The organism is Niallia sp. FSL K6-0212 (assembly GCF_038007605.1).
In the GTDB taxonomy this organism is placed as follows: Bacteria; Bacillota; Bacilli; order Bacillales; family Cytobacillaceae; genus Niallia; species Niallia circulans.
In genome coordinates, this window is record NZ_JBBOXL010000001.1 from 3,475,079 (window position 1) to 3,489,335 (window position 14,257).

At 31.8% G+C, this 14,257-nt stretch carries 17 protein-coding genes and 1 pseudogene; 13 read left to right on the forward strand and 5 right to left on the reverse strand.

Going from position 1 to position 14,257, the window contains the following annotated elements:
• Window positions 1-272 precede the first annotated feature (272 nt).
• Genes MHH96_RS16470 through MHH96_RS16485 form a run of 4 tightly spaced genes read left to right on the forward strand, consistent with a single transcriptional unit; the run spans window position 273 to window position 1,981 of the window.
• Window positions 273-611 carry a DMT family transporter gene (locus MHH96_RS16470; protein WP_061800467.1) on the forward strand — a complete coding sequence of 113 codons (339 nt, stop codon included), beginning with the start codon at window positions 273-275 and terminating at the stop codon, window positions 609-611.
• 7 nt (window positions 612-618) lie between these two features.
• The gene (locus MHH96_RS16475) at window positions 619-930 is read left to right on the forward strand and encodes a DMT family transporter (RefSeq protein ID WP_047940253.1); all 312 of its coding nucleotides are present in this window, start codon (window positions 619-621) and stop codon (window positions 928-930) included.
• A gap of 13 nt (window positions 931-943) precedes the next feature.
• A complete protein-coding gene (locus tag MHH96_RS16480) occupies window positions 944-1,522 on the forward strand; it encodes a TetR/AcrR family transcriptional regulator (protein ID WP_047940254.1) in 579 nt (192 codons plus the stop codon).
• A 21-nt stretch (window positions 1,523-1,543) separates the two neighbouring features.
• On the forward strand, window positions 1,544-1,981 hold the full coding sequence (locus tag MHH96_RS16485; RefSeq protein ID WP_047940255.1) for a hypothetical protein: 438 nt from the start codon (window positions 1,544-1,546) through the stop codon (window positions 1,979-1,981).
• Window positions 1,982-1,998: 17 nt separating this feature from the next.
• Here MHH96_RS16485 and MHH96_RS16490 read toward each other — a convergent pair whose 3' ends face one another.
• On the reverse strand, window positions 1,999-2,211 hold the full coding sequence (locus tag MHH96_RS16490) for a hypothetical protein (protein WP_047940256.1): 213 nt from the start codon (window positions 2,209-2,211) through the stop codon (window positions 1,999-2,001).
• Window positions 2,212-2,483: 272 nt separating this feature from the next.
• Complete coding sequence (locus MHH96_RS16495) at window positions 2,484-2,978, reverse strand: GNAT family N-acetyltransferase (RefSeq protein WP_053215554.1); 495 nt, start codon at window positions 2,976-2,978, stop codon at window positions 2,484-2,486.
• Window positions 2,979-3,878: 900 nt separating this feature from the next.
• On the opposite strand from MHH96_RS16495, the gene MHH96_RS16500 reads away from it, so the two are divergent.
• The 7 genes and pseudogenes from MHH96_RS16500 (at window position 3,879) to MHH96_RS16530 (ending at window position 10,210) form a co-directional block, all read left to right on the forward strand.
• The gene (locus tag MHH96_RS16500) at window positions 3,879-4,166 is read left to right on the forward strand and encodes a hypothetical protein (protein ID WP_047940257.1); all 288 of its coding nucleotides are present in this window, start codon (window positions 3,879-3,881) and stop codon (window positions 4,164-4,166) included.
• A gap of 160 nt (window positions 4,167-4,326) precedes the next feature.
• Window positions 4,327-4,920 (forward strand): dienelactone hydrolase family protein, encoded by a 594-nt coding sequence (locus MHH96_RS16505; protein ID WP_047940258.1) that lies wholly within the window; start codon window positions 4,327-4,329, stop codon window positions 4,918-4,920.
• 192 nt (window positions 4,921-5,112) lie between these two features.
• A complete protein-coding gene (locus MHH96_RS16510; RefSeq protein ID WP_047940259.1) occupies window positions 5,113-5,586 on the forward strand; it encodes a DinB family protein in 474 nt (157 codons plus the stop codon).
• 499 nt (window positions 5,587-6,085) lie between these two features.
• Entirely contained in the window at window positions 6,086-6,571 is a 486-nt protein-coding gene (locus MHH96_RS16515) for a tetratricopeptide repeat protein (RefSeq protein WP_047940260.1), read from the forward strand.
• Window positions 6,572-6,754: 183 nt separating this feature from the next.
• Window positions 6,755-7,873, forward strand: a pseudogene (locus MHH96_RS16520) (IS3 family transposase).
• Between the two features lie 311 nt (window positions 7,874-8,184).
• Window positions 8,185-9,030: a C39 family peptidase gene (locus tag MHH96_RS16525; protein WP_047944959.1), complete on the forward strand. Its 846-nt coding sequence runs from the start codon at window positions 8,185-8,187 to the stop codon at window positions 9,028-9,030.
• Between the two features lie 85 nt (window positions 9,031-9,115).
• Window positions 9,116-10,210 carry a hypothetical protein gene (locus MHH96_RS16530; protein WP_047944957.1) on the forward strand — a complete coding sequence of 365 codons (1,095 nt, stop codon included), beginning with the start codon at window positions 9,116-9,118 and terminating at the stop codon, window positions 10,208-10,210.
• A 169-nt stretch (window positions 10,211-10,379) separates the two neighbouring features.
• On the opposite strand, the gene MHH96_RS16535 is transcribed toward MHH96_RS16530, so the two are convergent.
• Entirely contained in the window at window positions 10,380-11,234 is an 855-nt protein-coding gene (locus MHH96_RS16535; RefSeq protein ID WP_047944963.1) for a LysR family transcriptional regulator, read from the reverse strand.
• A 126-nt stretch (window positions 11,235-11,360) separates the two neighbouring features.
• Here MHH96_RS16535 and MHH96_RS16540 point away from each other — a divergent pair, with 126 nt between their 5' ends.
• Together MHH96_RS16540 and MHH96_RS16545 are read left to right on the forward strand one after the other, a co-directional pair.
• Window positions 11,361-12,101 carry an SDR family NAD(P)-dependent oxidoreductase gene (locus MHH96_RS16540; protein WP_047944956.1) on the forward strand — a complete coding sequence of 247 codons (741 nt, stop codon included), beginning with the start codon at window positions 11,361-11,363 and terminating at the stop codon, window positions 12,099-12,101.
• A gap of 133 nt (window positions 12,102-12,234) precedes the next feature.
• Window positions 12,235-12,708, forward strand: a complete 474-nt coding sequence (locus tag MHH96_RS16545; protein ID WP_047944954.1) for a DinB family protein — start codon at window positions 12,235-12,237, stop codon at window positions 12,706-12,708.
• Window positions 12,709-12,837: 129 nt separating this feature from the next.
• On the opposite strand, the gene MHH96_RS16550 is transcribed toward MHH96_RS16545, so the two are convergent.
• Together MHH96_RS16550 and MHH96_RS16555 are read right to left on the reverse strand one after the other, a co-directional pair.
• Entirely contained in the window at window positions 12,838-13,245 is a 408-nt protein-coding gene (locus MHH96_RS16550; protein WP_047944953.1) for a hypothetical protein, read from the reverse strand.
• A gap of 112 nt (window positions 13,246-13,357) precedes the next feature.
• On the reverse strand, window positions 13,358-14,209 hold the full coding sequence (locus tag MHH96_RS16555; RefSeq protein ID WP_144545879.1) for a sugar nucleotide-binding protein: 852 nt from the start codon (window positions 14,207-14,209) through the stop codon (window positions 13,358-13,360).
• Between the last annotated feature and the right edge of the window lie 48 nt (window positions 14,210-14,257).

Genomic DNA, 14,257 nt, shown 5'->3' on the forward strand with positions numbered 1-14,257 from the left:
CCGTACGTACGGTGGTGTGAGAGGTCGGGAGTTAATCACTCCCTCCTACTCGATTTTGGATTAACAAATAGATCTTGCCACATGAAACTATAAAAGAAATATAATCTAACACCCATCTTCCTTTTATGTTAATCCAATTTGACAGTTTAGCAAATTACAACTGAATCCTTACTGGAGAAAACTTTTTCAGGTGTTGTCTTGACGTAGAGACTAATGTGTGACAAAATTAACTACCGAACGGTTGGTAGTTATGTATAAGGGAGGTAATTAATTTGAATAAATATTGGATGATGGTTTTTAGTGCTGGAATCGTGGAGGTTGCGTGGGTTTCTGGCTTAAAACATGCATCAAGTTTTTGGGAATGGAGTGGAACCATAATAGCAATTGTCATTAGTTTTTATCTAATGATATATACGACAAGATATTTGCCAATTGGAACAGTTTACGCTGTATTTACAGGATTGGGAACTGCAGGGACAGTGATCGCAGAAATAGTTTTATTTAATGAACCGATTAATATAGCAAAAATAATTTTGATGCTTGTATTATTAATTGGGGTAATTGGCTTGAAAATGGTAACAGATGAAGCAGCAAATCAGGAGGAGGCTTGAATAATAAATGGCATGGTTAGCTTTAATTGCAGCAGGTTGTTGTGAGATAATTGGCGTTATTAATATTAAACGGTTAACGATGAAAAAATGGGATGCACTTCTTTATTTAGTCATTGGATTTATGTGTAGCTTTGCGTTGTTATCCTATGCGATGAAAACTATATCAATGGGAACGGCATATGGCGTATGGACTGGAATTGGTACAGTTGGTTCTGCTCTATTAGGGATGTTTGTATATGGAGAACCAAAGGATGGCAAAAGAATTTTATTTATTTCTATGATACTTGTTGCAGCTGTTGGTTTAAAACTAATCTCGTAAAGGAGAGAGTCCGATGAAAAAAGAAGAAATAAAAAAAGCGGCAATTAAGTTCTTTTTGCAAAATGGGTTTGAAGGAGCTTCTCTTTCAGAAATTGCAGAGGAAGCTGGGATAAAGAAAGCCTCTATTTATTCTCATTTTAAAGGGAAAGATGAATTATTTCTTGAAGTACTAAGGGAAGCAAAAGCAGAAGAAATAACACGCAAAGCGTATTATTTCGAAAAAGAAGACAGTCATAATCCTGAAACTTTTCTTTACGAATATTTACTATACACAAAAGAATTGTTCCAAGAGAATGAAATGTTGAAGTTTTGGCTAAGAATGGGATTTTTCCCACCCTTACATTTATATGATGTCATCCAAAAAGAGGTTTTTGAAGCAGAGCAATTTCAAGAAGAACTAATTGCTCAAAAAAGCAGCAAATGGATCGAACATAGCCAAATTTATGTAAAAGATACTAACACATTTAACCTAGCATTTACAGGAATCATCATGGCAATTATGGTAGAAATAGTTTATTTTAATTCGGAAAAAAGAGTAGATGATAAGCTAGAAGCTTTATGGGAAGTTTTTTGGAAGGGTGTTTCCAGTTAAATAAGAAAGGAAGGGAAATTATTGCAAAAAAACATTATCATGCATTTCCCATTAAATACAGAACAAAATAGCTCCTTAGAACCAAATAGTTATTGGCGCCAAATAATGAAGTACTTTTTACAAAAAGCAGATAGTATTGAAATTCATTGTTGGAATGAAGAAACAACCACAATAGAAGAAATTAAATCCCAATTTTATCTTGATACGGACATAATTCAAGAGGATAAATTAACGATTTTCCACGGGAAGAACACAGCTGCTTTCACTCAATATATTTCAAATAAAGCTGGAGCGTTAAAATGGTTTACTGTAAATTTAATGAATGGTAAAACGAGGGTATTACATTCCAGTCATTGGGGAACAGAGATTTTTGTTCCCAATGTTACGGAACAGGAAATATCCTTTATCAAAAGTGTAAGTCCAAAAGATGCTTTAATTGAAAGCTATCTATTGGAGTGAAAAATGGAATGGAGGTTTTAAGCCTCACCAAATCCTACTGCAAATGCTACTAATGTAAAAAAAACACTTGCTGCCCCATTTAGAAGCACTCCAAGGATAATATTGCTCCATTTTTTTGAAAAAATAGCCAAGATAATGCCTGTTAGAGATAAAATAAGGAAAAGCAAGAAGAAAATCCCTGCATTTTTGGTGTTGAGAAATAAGGATAATATAATACAAATACCTACCATAAGCAGGGACAACCATCATTTTTAGTCATTTAAAATCACCAGTCACTTATCGCAGTAATGTATTTACAATATATTCAAACAAAAACGAGGGTTATTACCAATTAATATAAATGTTGCATATTTTTTAGAAAGTTATTATAAATTAGCCCTTTTATGCTTAGGTAAGCGTATTTTTCATAACTATTTTGGTAGTTTTAGCATTGATTTTAACTTTTTTGTACCATCTAAAGCAAAAACAAAAGAACAAGTTAAAAGACCTTCCTCTACTCTTATTAAGAACAATGATTTTTTAAATCTTTTGTCATTACAGTGAAAATCATTGGATGCCCGTAGAAATCCCCATTATTTTCCTTGGTAATCTTAAATCCTTCTTTTTCATAAAATGATATATTAGGATTTCCTTTATAAACCGTTAACGAGAGAGTCCAAGGATCAGAGAATTTATTAACTCCTATGTTCAATAATTGTCTGCCGATTCCTTGCCCTTGGAAATTTGGATGGATATAGAGGGACTCTAAGTATATATCCTTCTTGTATAAATCTCCTGAAAAAAATGCATATCCTGTAATTTCATCCTTACTTTCTGCAACAAGCGTTAAAGAAGAGTTAAGTCGTTTATCCATTTCACCATCTGAATAAGCATCATTTAAAACTTTCGCTTGTATTCCTTCTGGAATGATTTCACTATATGTATTTTTCCAAGTGACAGCAGCAATTTCCCGGATGGAATCTATATCTAATCTATTCATATCTCTAACAGTAATCATACTTACCTCATCTCCATTTAATGGTGTTTACCAATAAATAGTAACATAGATCATTCTCTTAAACTATGTAGAAACTAAAGGTGAGGATATTTATATAGTAATAACGAGGTGTGGAAGAAATAAGTTCAGGATATATGTAGTTTGGCTGATAAGCCCCCATTTTTGGCTGATAAAATCAAAGTTTGGCTGATAAGCCCCCATTTTTGGCTGATAAAATCAAAGTTTGGCTGATAAGCCCCTAGTTTTGGCTGATAAAATTAAAGTTTGGCTGATTCCCACTTAACTTTGGCTGAAAAAAATGAAGTTTGGCTGATAAGCCCCCAGTTTTGGCTGATAAAATTAAAGTTTGGCTGATAAGCTCCTAGTTTTGGCTGAAAAAAATGAAGTTTGGCTGATAAGCCCCTAGCTTTGGCTGATAAAATTAAAGTTTGGCTGATAAGCTCCTAGTTTTGGCTGATAAATTTACAATTTGGCTAATTCACTCCTTGCAATTGTTTATATCTGCAAGAAGAATGATATTTTTTCAACAGATGACAGAGCCTTTGATAAATTTAAATCAAAAATGGAACCAATGAATGTTTATTAGAAAAACATATCAAAACTTTTGAACAAATTTAAGAAAGACCACTTGACGTGACTTATGTGAGGGATAGAGATAGTTAACTGTTGAGTTTGAATATCTTACTGGCATATATGCTAATTATATTTACAACAAAAGATAAAACTCAGACTTTCAATCATTTTTTCATTAAAAAGCACTGGTAGAAGAACTTACCGCAGAGTTAGATTAAATAGAAGCAAACATAGTGTCTTTGGAAATAATGGCAGTATGTTATACTAAATATAACCTATGTAAAAAATTTACTTTTAGTCATTAAGAGAAATATTTGGAGGAGGAAAATGAGAAAATTCTTTTCGATTTTGTCTGTAATTTCCACATTATTAGGATTTCTTCTGTTTATTTCGTTGTCACAAAATGATGAAAAGCTTCTTACCGCTTTATCTTTTGGAACTAAGGGATATCCCTTTATTGTTTTACTAAATCTATACAATATTATAGGTTTCTTGTTTGCTATTTTCGCAGAAAAGAATAAGTATAGAATTTTATTATTTCTTTTTAGTATTTCAATGATATTAACTAGTCTATTTGTAACATTTGTTGCTCTGTATGGTTTCCGAGAACCTTAATAACCCCAATTTATCAGGCTAAATAAGTTATATAGTATTAGTGAGAATAGCTGCGTATTAAGAGATAAGTGTTTGTTTATTGAGGGAGGATAGTTGAATAAGAAATGATTTAATCTCTATTGGTTATATAATTGAAGATTACCTTTGAGGAGAAATAAAAATGCTTCAAATACTGAGAAAATCAGATAATTTAATTATTGTCATACATGAAATCTATGGCATTAATCAACATATAAAGAATTTTTGTGATATATTATCAAAACAGGATTTTGATGTAATCTGCCCAAACTTATTAGAACGAGAACAACCATTTGATTATTCTGAGGAGAAAGTTGCCTATCACAATTTTATGGAGACTGTAGGATTCTCCGATGCTGCAGATAAAATAAAGAATTTATTAGCAGGTGTTAAAAATAAATATCAAAAAATATATATTATTGGATTTAGTGTAGGGGCAACGATTGCTTGGTTGTGCAGCGAGGAAGATTGTCTTGATGGGGTTGTGGGATACTATGGTTCGAGAATAAGGAATTTCACGAAAATAGTACCACTATGTCCTATAATTTTATTCTTTCCTCAAGAGGAGCAATCATTTAATGTGGATGAGTTAATTTTAAATTTAGATAAAAAGAATATAGAAGTACATAAATATATTGGACATCACGGATTTAGCGACCCATACTCTATAAAATTTAATGAGAAATCATCCCAACAAGCTTTCAATGAAATGCTAAACTTCTTAAAGAAACATTGATTTATTAAACAATGTTGATATTCATCTAAAGGGGCAAGTTCATGAAGGATTTTTATCGGTTATTCAATAATCGAGCCTTATTTTTAAATAGCATTCTTTTATGAAATGTTACCAAAAGAAGATTTTGGGACTTTGAAATATTTATTCGAGGTTCTCGCAAATAAATGCGAATAAATATATGGGGTGGTACAATTGCTAAAACAGAAATTAGAAATTTTAGAGCATCAACAGAAATTTATAGGATTTATACAAAAATTAGAAAATTTTAATGAAAATCTGCTTAGAAAACCAATTGGAGAAGGAAAATGGTCTGTCATAGAAATCATAGGCCACTTTTATGCTTGGGATGAATTTGTTTTTCAATACAGAATTCCATATTTATTATCAGCTAAAGATTTGCCAAAAGGTTCTAAAGCTGATGATTTAAACTCTCAATCTGCATTAATTGCTAGAACCGAAGATATAGAGAGTACCTTTAAAAAATGCATACATATTCGATACGAGTTAATTAATCAGTTAAGCAACATATCTGATGATAATTGGTTAATTGAATTACAGATTAATCAATCTAAACTAACACTTTATGAGTACTTAAAAGGATTAATGGAACACGATCTACATCATTTTAAACAAATAAAATCTGCTCTTAAACTACATGATTATTAGTGCAAAAGTTTCTATGCAAGCTAAAATTATCTGTTGTATTTAACTTGAAATTTTGTTTAGTTAAATATAAATAACATTCCATCATGAAAAAGTTCTATTTTCCCAATTTTAGTAGATTTTCTATATCATAAACGAATGTAATGATATTTTTTCCTTTTCCATGTCTAAACACATCCGTAGTACATTCTCCTAACCCACATAAATTAAATCAATATTTCTTCTCATTAATCCTTCCTATAGGTGGGAAGTGGACCTTTTTGAGACCTAGTTCTCTTAATACTAGAATTACCATCAAGCAATATCCATTTTTCTCTTTCAATAAAGGCCATTTCAAGTACTCCTTAGAATGATTTTTCTTGTTGAATACTCCATTTTAGTTTATTTTTCTTCATAGAACAAATGGTGTAGCGAAGGAAGGAATTTAATGATTCAAATAGAATTACTAATAGAACTGCGTTAGGATAAAAGACGTAGAGGAAAAGAATTGGAGATATATGTGATGAATATCAAACTTAATAAAGCTTTAGATCTACGGAAGAATGGTAATTTTAAAGAATCTAACGAAGTGCTTAGTAAATTGGTAAGGGATTTCCCAGAGGATGCTATATATAATTATCAGTACGCCTGGAGCTTTGATATATTGGGAGAAGAAGAAAAGGCAGTGCCATATTACGAAAATGCTATAAAAATAGGATTACCTTCTAAGGATATGGAAGGTGCAATATTGGGATTAGGGAGTACATATAGAGCTTTAGGAGAATATGAAAATTCAAAAGACGTATTCCTAAAAGGAATGGAATTATTCCCAGATAATCATGCAATTCAAGTATTTTATTCCATGACCTTATACAATTTAAAAGAACATAGTAAAGCGATGGAGCTGATACTAAAGTGTTTAATTAATACGACAAATGACACTGAATTACTGAGTTATAAAAGAGCTATAAATTTCTATTCAGATAAATTAGATGAAACTTGGAAGTAATTTATATATTCATCTAAGTTTTGCGTCCTTTCCTCAAATAAGGAGTGGATGCTCTATATTACAAAAGGGACAGTTTAGCTAATAAAAGACTTTTTTATAATTGAATAATGGATGGATAGGCTACACTTAGTTGGACAGATATTTTAAGGTCAAGTAGAATACCAATAAGACAATAAGGGGAGAATCTACCAAAGAGCACGTAGAACATTTACTGCAGAATTCAAACAACAAATGGTGCAACTATATCTGAACGGAAAACCAAGAAAGGATATCATTCGGGAATATGAGTTAACCCCATCTTCCTTAGATAAGTGGATTAATCAGCATCAAACTACCGGTTCCTTTCAAGAAAAGGATAATATAACACCCGAACAAAAGGAACTTCAGGAACTTCGGAAAAGAAACAAGCAACTTGAAATGGAGAATGCCATTTTAAAGCAGGCAGGGCTGATACTAGGACGAAAGTAAATGTAATTAAGAATAACCAACACAAATACTCGATATCAGCAATGTGTAAAGTCCTACAGCTTTCAAGAAACACCTATTATTATGAAGCCAAAGAAAGAGCGTCAGAGGATGATATAACCTCAAAAATCATCGAAATCTTTTGCTTAAGCCGGCAGAACTACGGCACACGTAAGATAAAAGTGGAATGAAAAAAACAAGGATTTATCGTTTCTAGACGCCGAATCGGTCGCATTATGCGGGAACAAGGGCTTGTTTCCTCTTATACTGTGGCTCAATTCAAACCACATTCAAAGAAGTGCAATGAATCCCAGCAACAAAATGAATAAAATCGTGCTTTTCATCAAGAAGAAGAAATGACAGTGGTCGTTAGTGATTGACATACGTAAGGGTCGATAAAAAGTAGCAATACGTATGTGTATTTGTTGATCTCTTTAATCGAGAAATCATTGGACAAAGTACCGGTCCAAACAAAGATGCAGCACTCGTATATCGCGCCTTTTCTTCCATTAAGAAGGATTTAAGAAAGATTCGATATTTCCACACGGATCAAGGAAATGAATTTAAAAATAAGCTAATAGATGAAGCTTTAGAGACTTTCGATATAAAGCAATCATTAAGCATGAAAGGCTGTCCTTATGATAATGCAGTGGCAGAAGAAACATTTAAAATTATCAAAACAGAGTTTATTAAGGAAAGGCATTTTACTAGTTTAGAAGAATTATCAAGGGAATTATACGACTATGTGAATTGGTTTAATTACATTGAATTCATGGAACGTTAGGTTATTTAAGCCCTATTGAATATAAACAGAAACACCTAAAAAAAGTTGTCTAGTTTTGTGTTGACATACCACTGGATACACTTTCAATTGAAGAAATTATTTATATGATGAAAGAATCAGAGTAAACGGAAAGTAAAATAATGTTTAGAGAAATATAGTTAGTTAAAAACTTCGAGATTAAAAGATTCGAAGTTTTTTGTGTGGTTCAGCAAATATACGAGTATTATAAAATTTCCTTCAATAAATTTCTGTAGGGTACAAAATACTTGCTATTTCTATAGAAAGGAAAAAACTCTTCTCTGAATTCTATATTATGGTATTATTAGGATATATTTAACAATGAAATTTATGAGGAGAAGATAATATGAATAAAAAATTAATAAAATTAGTTTTAGTAACAATTATAAGTACTGCTTTGATAATACCAATTTCTGTATTTGCTGAAACTGAAACCAAAGCGAATGATGATATTAGTACGGGTGCCGCATTAAATGATCCAAATTATATTCAAAATGAAGAGTATTATAACTCTCTGGAAGAGAAAAGAGATAAACAAACTGAAAGAGAAGAACAGGCCTTTCAAAAGAAACAAGCTATGTCGAAGGTAGCTGCTAAAACCAATGAGCATTACACGATTTCTGTTAAATATAATAAGCAGCAGTATAGTAACTTTTGCGGAGTAGCTGCTGGTAGACAATCTCTAAGTTTTCATAAATTGAAAAGTGGTAGTTCTGATAAACTTCCGAGTCAAAAGCATTTCGGAAACACAATAGGTACTCTCCCCAACGGTGGTGGTACAAAATCTACTTTTTTAGCTGATGGTCTTAATAAATATAAATATGTGTATAAATTTAGTGGAAACCCCTATATTGTTGGGAATATCGCTAAATATTCAAAGCCGGCAGTAAAATTAGAAACTCGGGTAAAGACAACATTACGGAATAAGAAAACTGCACCAATTCTATTAACGAGAACTGATTTTATAGAACAATATAGAGGGACAAAATATAGGCACTATGTTACAGTAAGCGGGTATGATAAAAATGCAGATGAATTTCGTTTAGTTGATCCAAATCATCACACTGAATTTACAAAAGGGGGAACATATTGGTCAAAATTAAAGACAACAGTTTCAAAAAAAGGGGTAGCTCGAGCAGTATATGAAGCTGACAAAGAGACAAAGGGTTCTAACCCCGTTATGGTTTGGTAATACTACATTAAAGGTTGTGAGAATCTTACAACCTTTCATATTATATTTTAATCAAAAATTTGTATATTGAAGAAGGAGGGGCGTAATGACGAGAAAAAATACATTTATATTAATAACTATACTAGTACTTATATTTATCGTATTTTATGGTAATCATTTACTTCAAACAAAAAAGTCATCAGCAACAAATTCTAAATCATCGGAAAAGACTCAGATTTATGATAAAGATTTTGATGTGAATGTGAATTTACCCTATAAAGAAATATCATCCTATGCTGCTTACAAAGACAATGTTTATATGAGTGCAGCTGATAACAGCCCTTCAGGAATGGCTAATAAAATCATCCAATACAACAGAAAAACTAATAAAGTTGAAACACTATTCACAACAAAATTCGATAGTTCTTCTATTCAAGGGCTAAAAGCTAATGATAAATGGGTTACATGGGTAGACAGTGATGATTTTGGGGATCAGAAAAACATATATATCATGAATACAAAAACAAGGGAAATTGAGCCGATCACAAAGGAAAACGATAAGTCGATCAAAAATGAATTTCCTGTGTTAGCTGATAATTATCTAGCATGGATATATTTTGATCAAAATAAAAATCAATCTTATGTTATGATAAGAGATTTAAAGACACATCGTAATAAAACTGTTTTTAATCTAAAAACACATACTCTTGATAATGCATTTTTATCCGTTCAAGATGGAAAAATCCTTTTCACAGATATAAGGGAAGGAAAAAGCTACTGTTATTTATATAATATTTCAACGCACAAGTTAGAAGAATTCCAAAGTCCTCATAAGAAGATTGGCTGGGGAGAATTATTAAATGATCACCAAATTGTTTACTTAGCTTTCTTTACTGAGTCTTTTGCAGACAATAAATTGGTTCTTTTCGATACACAAACGAAAAAGGCAAACGAATTCTCAAGTAAGTATATGGAAGTTAATGGACTACGAGTGGATGGTAGCAATCATGTTTTTGTTGGTACTGGTGTTAGTAACCATTTCCAAAAATATCAAATTGATAATGGGAATATAAAAAAAATTGGGGAAATTGAAGATAATGATATTTTTGATATGACGGCTAATAATGGAGTTTATTTAATGAAAATAGAGACGAAAAATAAAGATGAGAAACTAATTATAACATCTAAGTTACCGGAATAAATTGTATTTCTGCTAGATTTACCTGTTTCTAGCAGTTTTATAATCTGAGCGAGGATACAAACTGGAGTTGTAATATATTATCCGGCCAGAATATACACTTTAGAAGTTAAAAGTAGCAGCATCTAAGAATTAGTTCGATAAATCAATAAACCACCTAAAATAATCTATTTTATTTTAGTTCATTATTTTCTCGCAAAAAGCGAATGAATTTTTTTAAACCTGGTGAGTGTTGCTTTTTCTTTTTGATTAAAAAGTCTATTTTTATCTTTTTAGGTAATTCTGTGAATATGATTTCCTCGGTACCTTTTCGAGTTTTTGCAATGTCTGCAGGTATTATGCTGATACCCAATCCATCATGAACTGCTTGAATAATAGATTCAAGAGAATCAAACTCAATGATGTTAGAACTATGAAAATTGCTTTCTTTGGACCACTCTAATAAGTGTTTTCTATATATGCAATTTTTATCACTATTAACTATCAACGTCTGATTTGAATTAATAAGAATTGGGTTAGGTATAGGGGAAATTAGTATAATTTTCTCTAAGTAACTATAAACAATCTCGCAATCAGATGTATTTTTACTGCTATTTACAAATATACCATCCACTTCACCATAGAAAAGCATTTCTTCTAACATCAAATTATTACTTGTTCTTACTTTCACATCTAGATTATTAGATTCTTTTAAAAATGCAGAAAGTAAGGAAGGAATCTTAACGGCAGAAATTGTTTGAGAAGCTCCTATTTTTAATGGTTCTCTCCACTTATTAGGATTAATAGCTGTCTTAGCTTCGTCTATTAATTGTAGTATTTCATTTGTATAATCTAATAGTTTTTTCCCTTCTTCAGTCAATGTTACTCCCCGATTATTTCGCATAAATAATCGCACGCCTAGTTCATTTTCTAAATTTTTTATTCGTTGACTAACGTTTGGTTGTACATATCCTAATTTTTCGGCTGCTTTAGATACTGATTGCAATTCAGCAACGTGTTTGAAAATCTTTAATTCATGACTTTCCAATAGTTTCGCCCTTCTCTCTGTTATCATTTAAAATGATACCTAATTCATTATTCTGTATTATACTCCTCATTTTAATTAAAGCATAATGTAATAGTACAAATAAAAATAAGTAAGGATGATACGGAAATGGAATTAATGAATAAAGTAGTAATCATTACTGGGGCTGGAACTGGAGTAGGAAGAGCTGCAGCTATAAAACTAGCTGCTGAAGGTGCAAAAGTAGTGATAAATTACAATCAATCTGAAAAGGAAGCTCATAAAGTTGTTAATGAAATAAAACAAAATGGCGGGATAGCTATTGCTTATAAAGCAAATGTAGCAAACGAAAAGGAAGTAAAGGAATTAGTATCCCAAACTGTTCAAACTTTTGGATCTATAGATGGATTAGTAAATAATGCGAGTATCACAGCCCAAATAGCTATGGATGACTTAGATGCAGTAACAGATGATATATGGGATTCTCTTTTCAATGTTAATGTGAAGGGCATGTTCTATTGCATAAAAGCGGTTGTTCCTTATATGAAAAAACAACATTTTGGAGCAATTGTAAATATGGGGAGTGTAGCAGGAATGACTGGGATAGGTTCGTCTATCCCATATGCAGCAACAAAATCTGCTATACATACGATGACAAAGTCATTGGCTATCGCATTGGCACCTTCAATAAGAGTTAATAGCATTTCTCCTGGAGCTGTTGAAACAAGGTGGTGGGCTGGTAATGAAGAGAAGATGTATCAACTTACAGGTGAATTACCACTTCAAAGGATTTCCACACCAGATGATATAGCTGAAGCGATAGTTTTTCAACTAACTCAAAAATCTATAACCGGGCAAGTATTTACTATAGATAATGGTCAAACTCTCTAAATTAGTGGATTAGTAATAGCTATTTGTCTTCTGCAGTTAAGGAGGAAAAAAATATATAATAATGTAATAATACAGGAGTTTTCAGAAGGTCGTCGAAATAGAATATTTATAATAAGAAGGAGTGTGATTGGTTATGTCTCTTGCTAAAGACGTTTTGGAAGATCAATTGTTAGCAAATGCGAACGATCCTAGCTGGTATGTACCGTTTTCTGAATCAGTTGTAAATTTAACAGAGGAAGAAGCTTTTTGGAAACCTAATGATGAAAGTAATAGTATTGTAGAAATTGTCCAACATCTTCTTTACTGGAATGAAACTTGGCAAAAGAGATACAAAGAATCTCATGTAAATGCTGTTGCTTCCATAAATGATAATAATGAAAGCTTTATTATTTCAGAAAATAAAACGTTTGCTGACTTAAAAAAGTCCCTCTTAGCTGTTCTGCTTCAATGGCAAGACCTACTGACGCAAGAAAAGGTAGATAATGATGTAATTGGTTTCCCGGAGAAGGCAAAGTGGTGGCAAGTTCTAGGAAATTTGTCTACTCATAACGCCTACCACATTGGACAAATTGTTTACATTCGGAAGCTGCAAAAAAGTTGGAGATAATATGCTATTAGCAAGGAAATCGCTTATTTAAACATCCATTGACTTAAATGAATAATTGCTATTTTTTCATTTATAGGCTTTGTTGAAATACAATGGTGCGTTTTGAACTAAAGAGTCTAATTGTTGTTTTCACCTTTTATAAAGTGAAAAATTAAGTATTAATATATAAAAAGGATAAATCATCAATCCTCCTATTGCTAAAAGACCAGTAACTGGGTTAGGCTCATCTTCACCATGAGTCATTGGAAATAAAACAGCAAATAGATAAACCAAAAGTACAAGATATGGCAGCCAAAGAAGGATAGTCCAAAAACTTGCCTTTCGCCCATCCAACCACTTTTTCGTTAAAAGAATGATTAGTATTGTACCGACCACAAATTCAACAATAATGGCTGTACCAGTTAACATATTTATCGTTCCAAATTCCCAATTTGTCAGTCTGTTAATCCTATAAACATTTAACATTAGTTCGATCGGAACAAAAAATATAAGAGCATATAGCATACTAATAACATGTAACTTTAAGAAAAATTTCATTTTATAAAACCTCCATTATTTTCTAGAAATTGTTGGACTTTATTCTATAAAAAATAAATAACAGTTTATCTAATAATTTTTAAAAAGATTATTTTTTAATTTGTCTTCCTTTCTATTCTATACCGCTTTGCTCCTCAACATTGCGAAAGTATGTTTTCAGTAAGCTAGCGGCTTTTTGGGTATTTAAAGAAGTATCAAAAGCATGAAAAGCTTTTTCGTACTTGTTAATGGAAAAGGGCAGAAGATTGGTAGTTGCAAATCCAAGTTGCGATAATCTTTTGACATAAAAAGAATAATAGCTTTCTTTCTGTATTGGACCAACGTGTAAAACGCCTGTTAAATTCATATTGATGATTTCGATTATTGCTTTTGATAAATCATCAATATGAACAAACGTTTTGAACGTATTGGCAGGGGTATTCGCATATCCATACTTTTTAATTTCATGAATAAGACGTTTTGTTCTGGCTTCAATATCTTGATTAGCATTTTTTCCATAAATAGGACCTGTACGAATAATTATATGGTTTGTATGATTTGTCAGGAGCAATTCTTCCCCTACGTGTTTAGCATTTATATATGTAGATAACGGTGCTTCGCTGGGTAGGAATCCTGGTAGATCTGTTTCAGAATAGTTACCTTTGCCGTCGACAAAAACAGCATCTGTTGACAAATATATTAATTTTGTTTTTGGGGGAATGGCAGTTAATATATTGTTGAGGCCATTCTCAATAAGCTGCATTTCATTTTCTCCATCCATCAAAGACCAAATAACAACATCAGGATCAATATGGTTCATTAGTTGTGTTACTTGAGGTTTGTTATTTATATCCAGTTGTAAAATATGTGAATGGGCATTTGGAAAACGGGAAGTTCCGTAAACAGAAAAATCAGAGATGGATGAGGCAAGTGCAAATAAGGAAGATCCTAAAAATCCAGTTGACCCTAATATGATAATTTTCATAAGCAATACTCCTAGTCCGAGTTTAGAAAAATCTGTTAATATAATAGT

Coding starts and splice junctions, on each gene's coding strand:
- MHH96_RS16475 (WP_047940253.1), top strand. CDS start 619: ATGGCATGGTTAGCTTTAATTGCAGCAGGTTGTTGTGAGATAATTGGC.
- MHH96_RS16480 (WP_047940254.1), top strand. CDS start 944: ATGAAAAAAGAAGAAATAAAAAAAGCGGCAATTAAGTTCTTTTTGCAA.
- MHH96_RS16490 (WP_047940256.1), bottom strand. CDS start 2,211: ATGGTAGGTATTTGTATTATATTATCCTTATTTCTCAACACCAAAAAT.
- MHH96_RS16495 (WP_053215554.1), bottom strand. CDS start 2,978: ATGATTACTGTTAGAGATATGAATAGATTAGATATAGATTCCATCCGG.
- MHH96_RS16500 (WP_047940257.1), top strand. CDS start 3,879: ATGAGAAAATTCTTTTCGATTTTGTCTGTAATTTCCACATTATTAGGA.
- MHH96_RS16505 (WP_047940258.1), top strand. CDS start 4,327: ATGCTTCAAATACTGAGAAAATCAGATAATTTAATTATTGTCATACAT.
- MHH96_RS16515 (WP_047940260.1), top strand. CDS start 6,086: ATGAATATCAAACTTAATAAAGCTTTAGATCTACGGAAGAATGGTAAT.
- MHH96_RS16525 (WP_047944959.1), top strand. CDS start 8,185: ATGAATAAAAAATTAATAAAATTAGTTTTAGTAACAATTATAAGTACT.
- MHH96_RS16530 (WP_047944957.1), top strand. CDS start 9,116: ATGACGAGAAAAAATACATTTATATTAATAACTATACTAGTACTTATA.
- MHH96_RS16540 (WP_047944956.1), top strand. CDS start 11,361: ATGGAATTAATGAATAAAGTAGTAATCATTACTGGGGCTGGAACTGGA.
- MHH96_RS16545 (WP_047944954.1), top strand. CDS start 12,235: ATGTCTCTTGCTAAAGACGTTTTGGAAGATCAATTGTTAGCAAATGCG.
- MHH96_RS16550 (WP_047944953.1), bottom strand. CDS start 13,245: ATGAAATTTTTCTTAAAGTTACATGTTATTAGTATGCTATATGCTCTT.
- MHH96_RS16555 (WP_144545879.1), bottom strand. CDS start 14,209: ATGAAAATTATCATATTAGGGTCAACTGGATTTTTAGGATCTTCCTTA.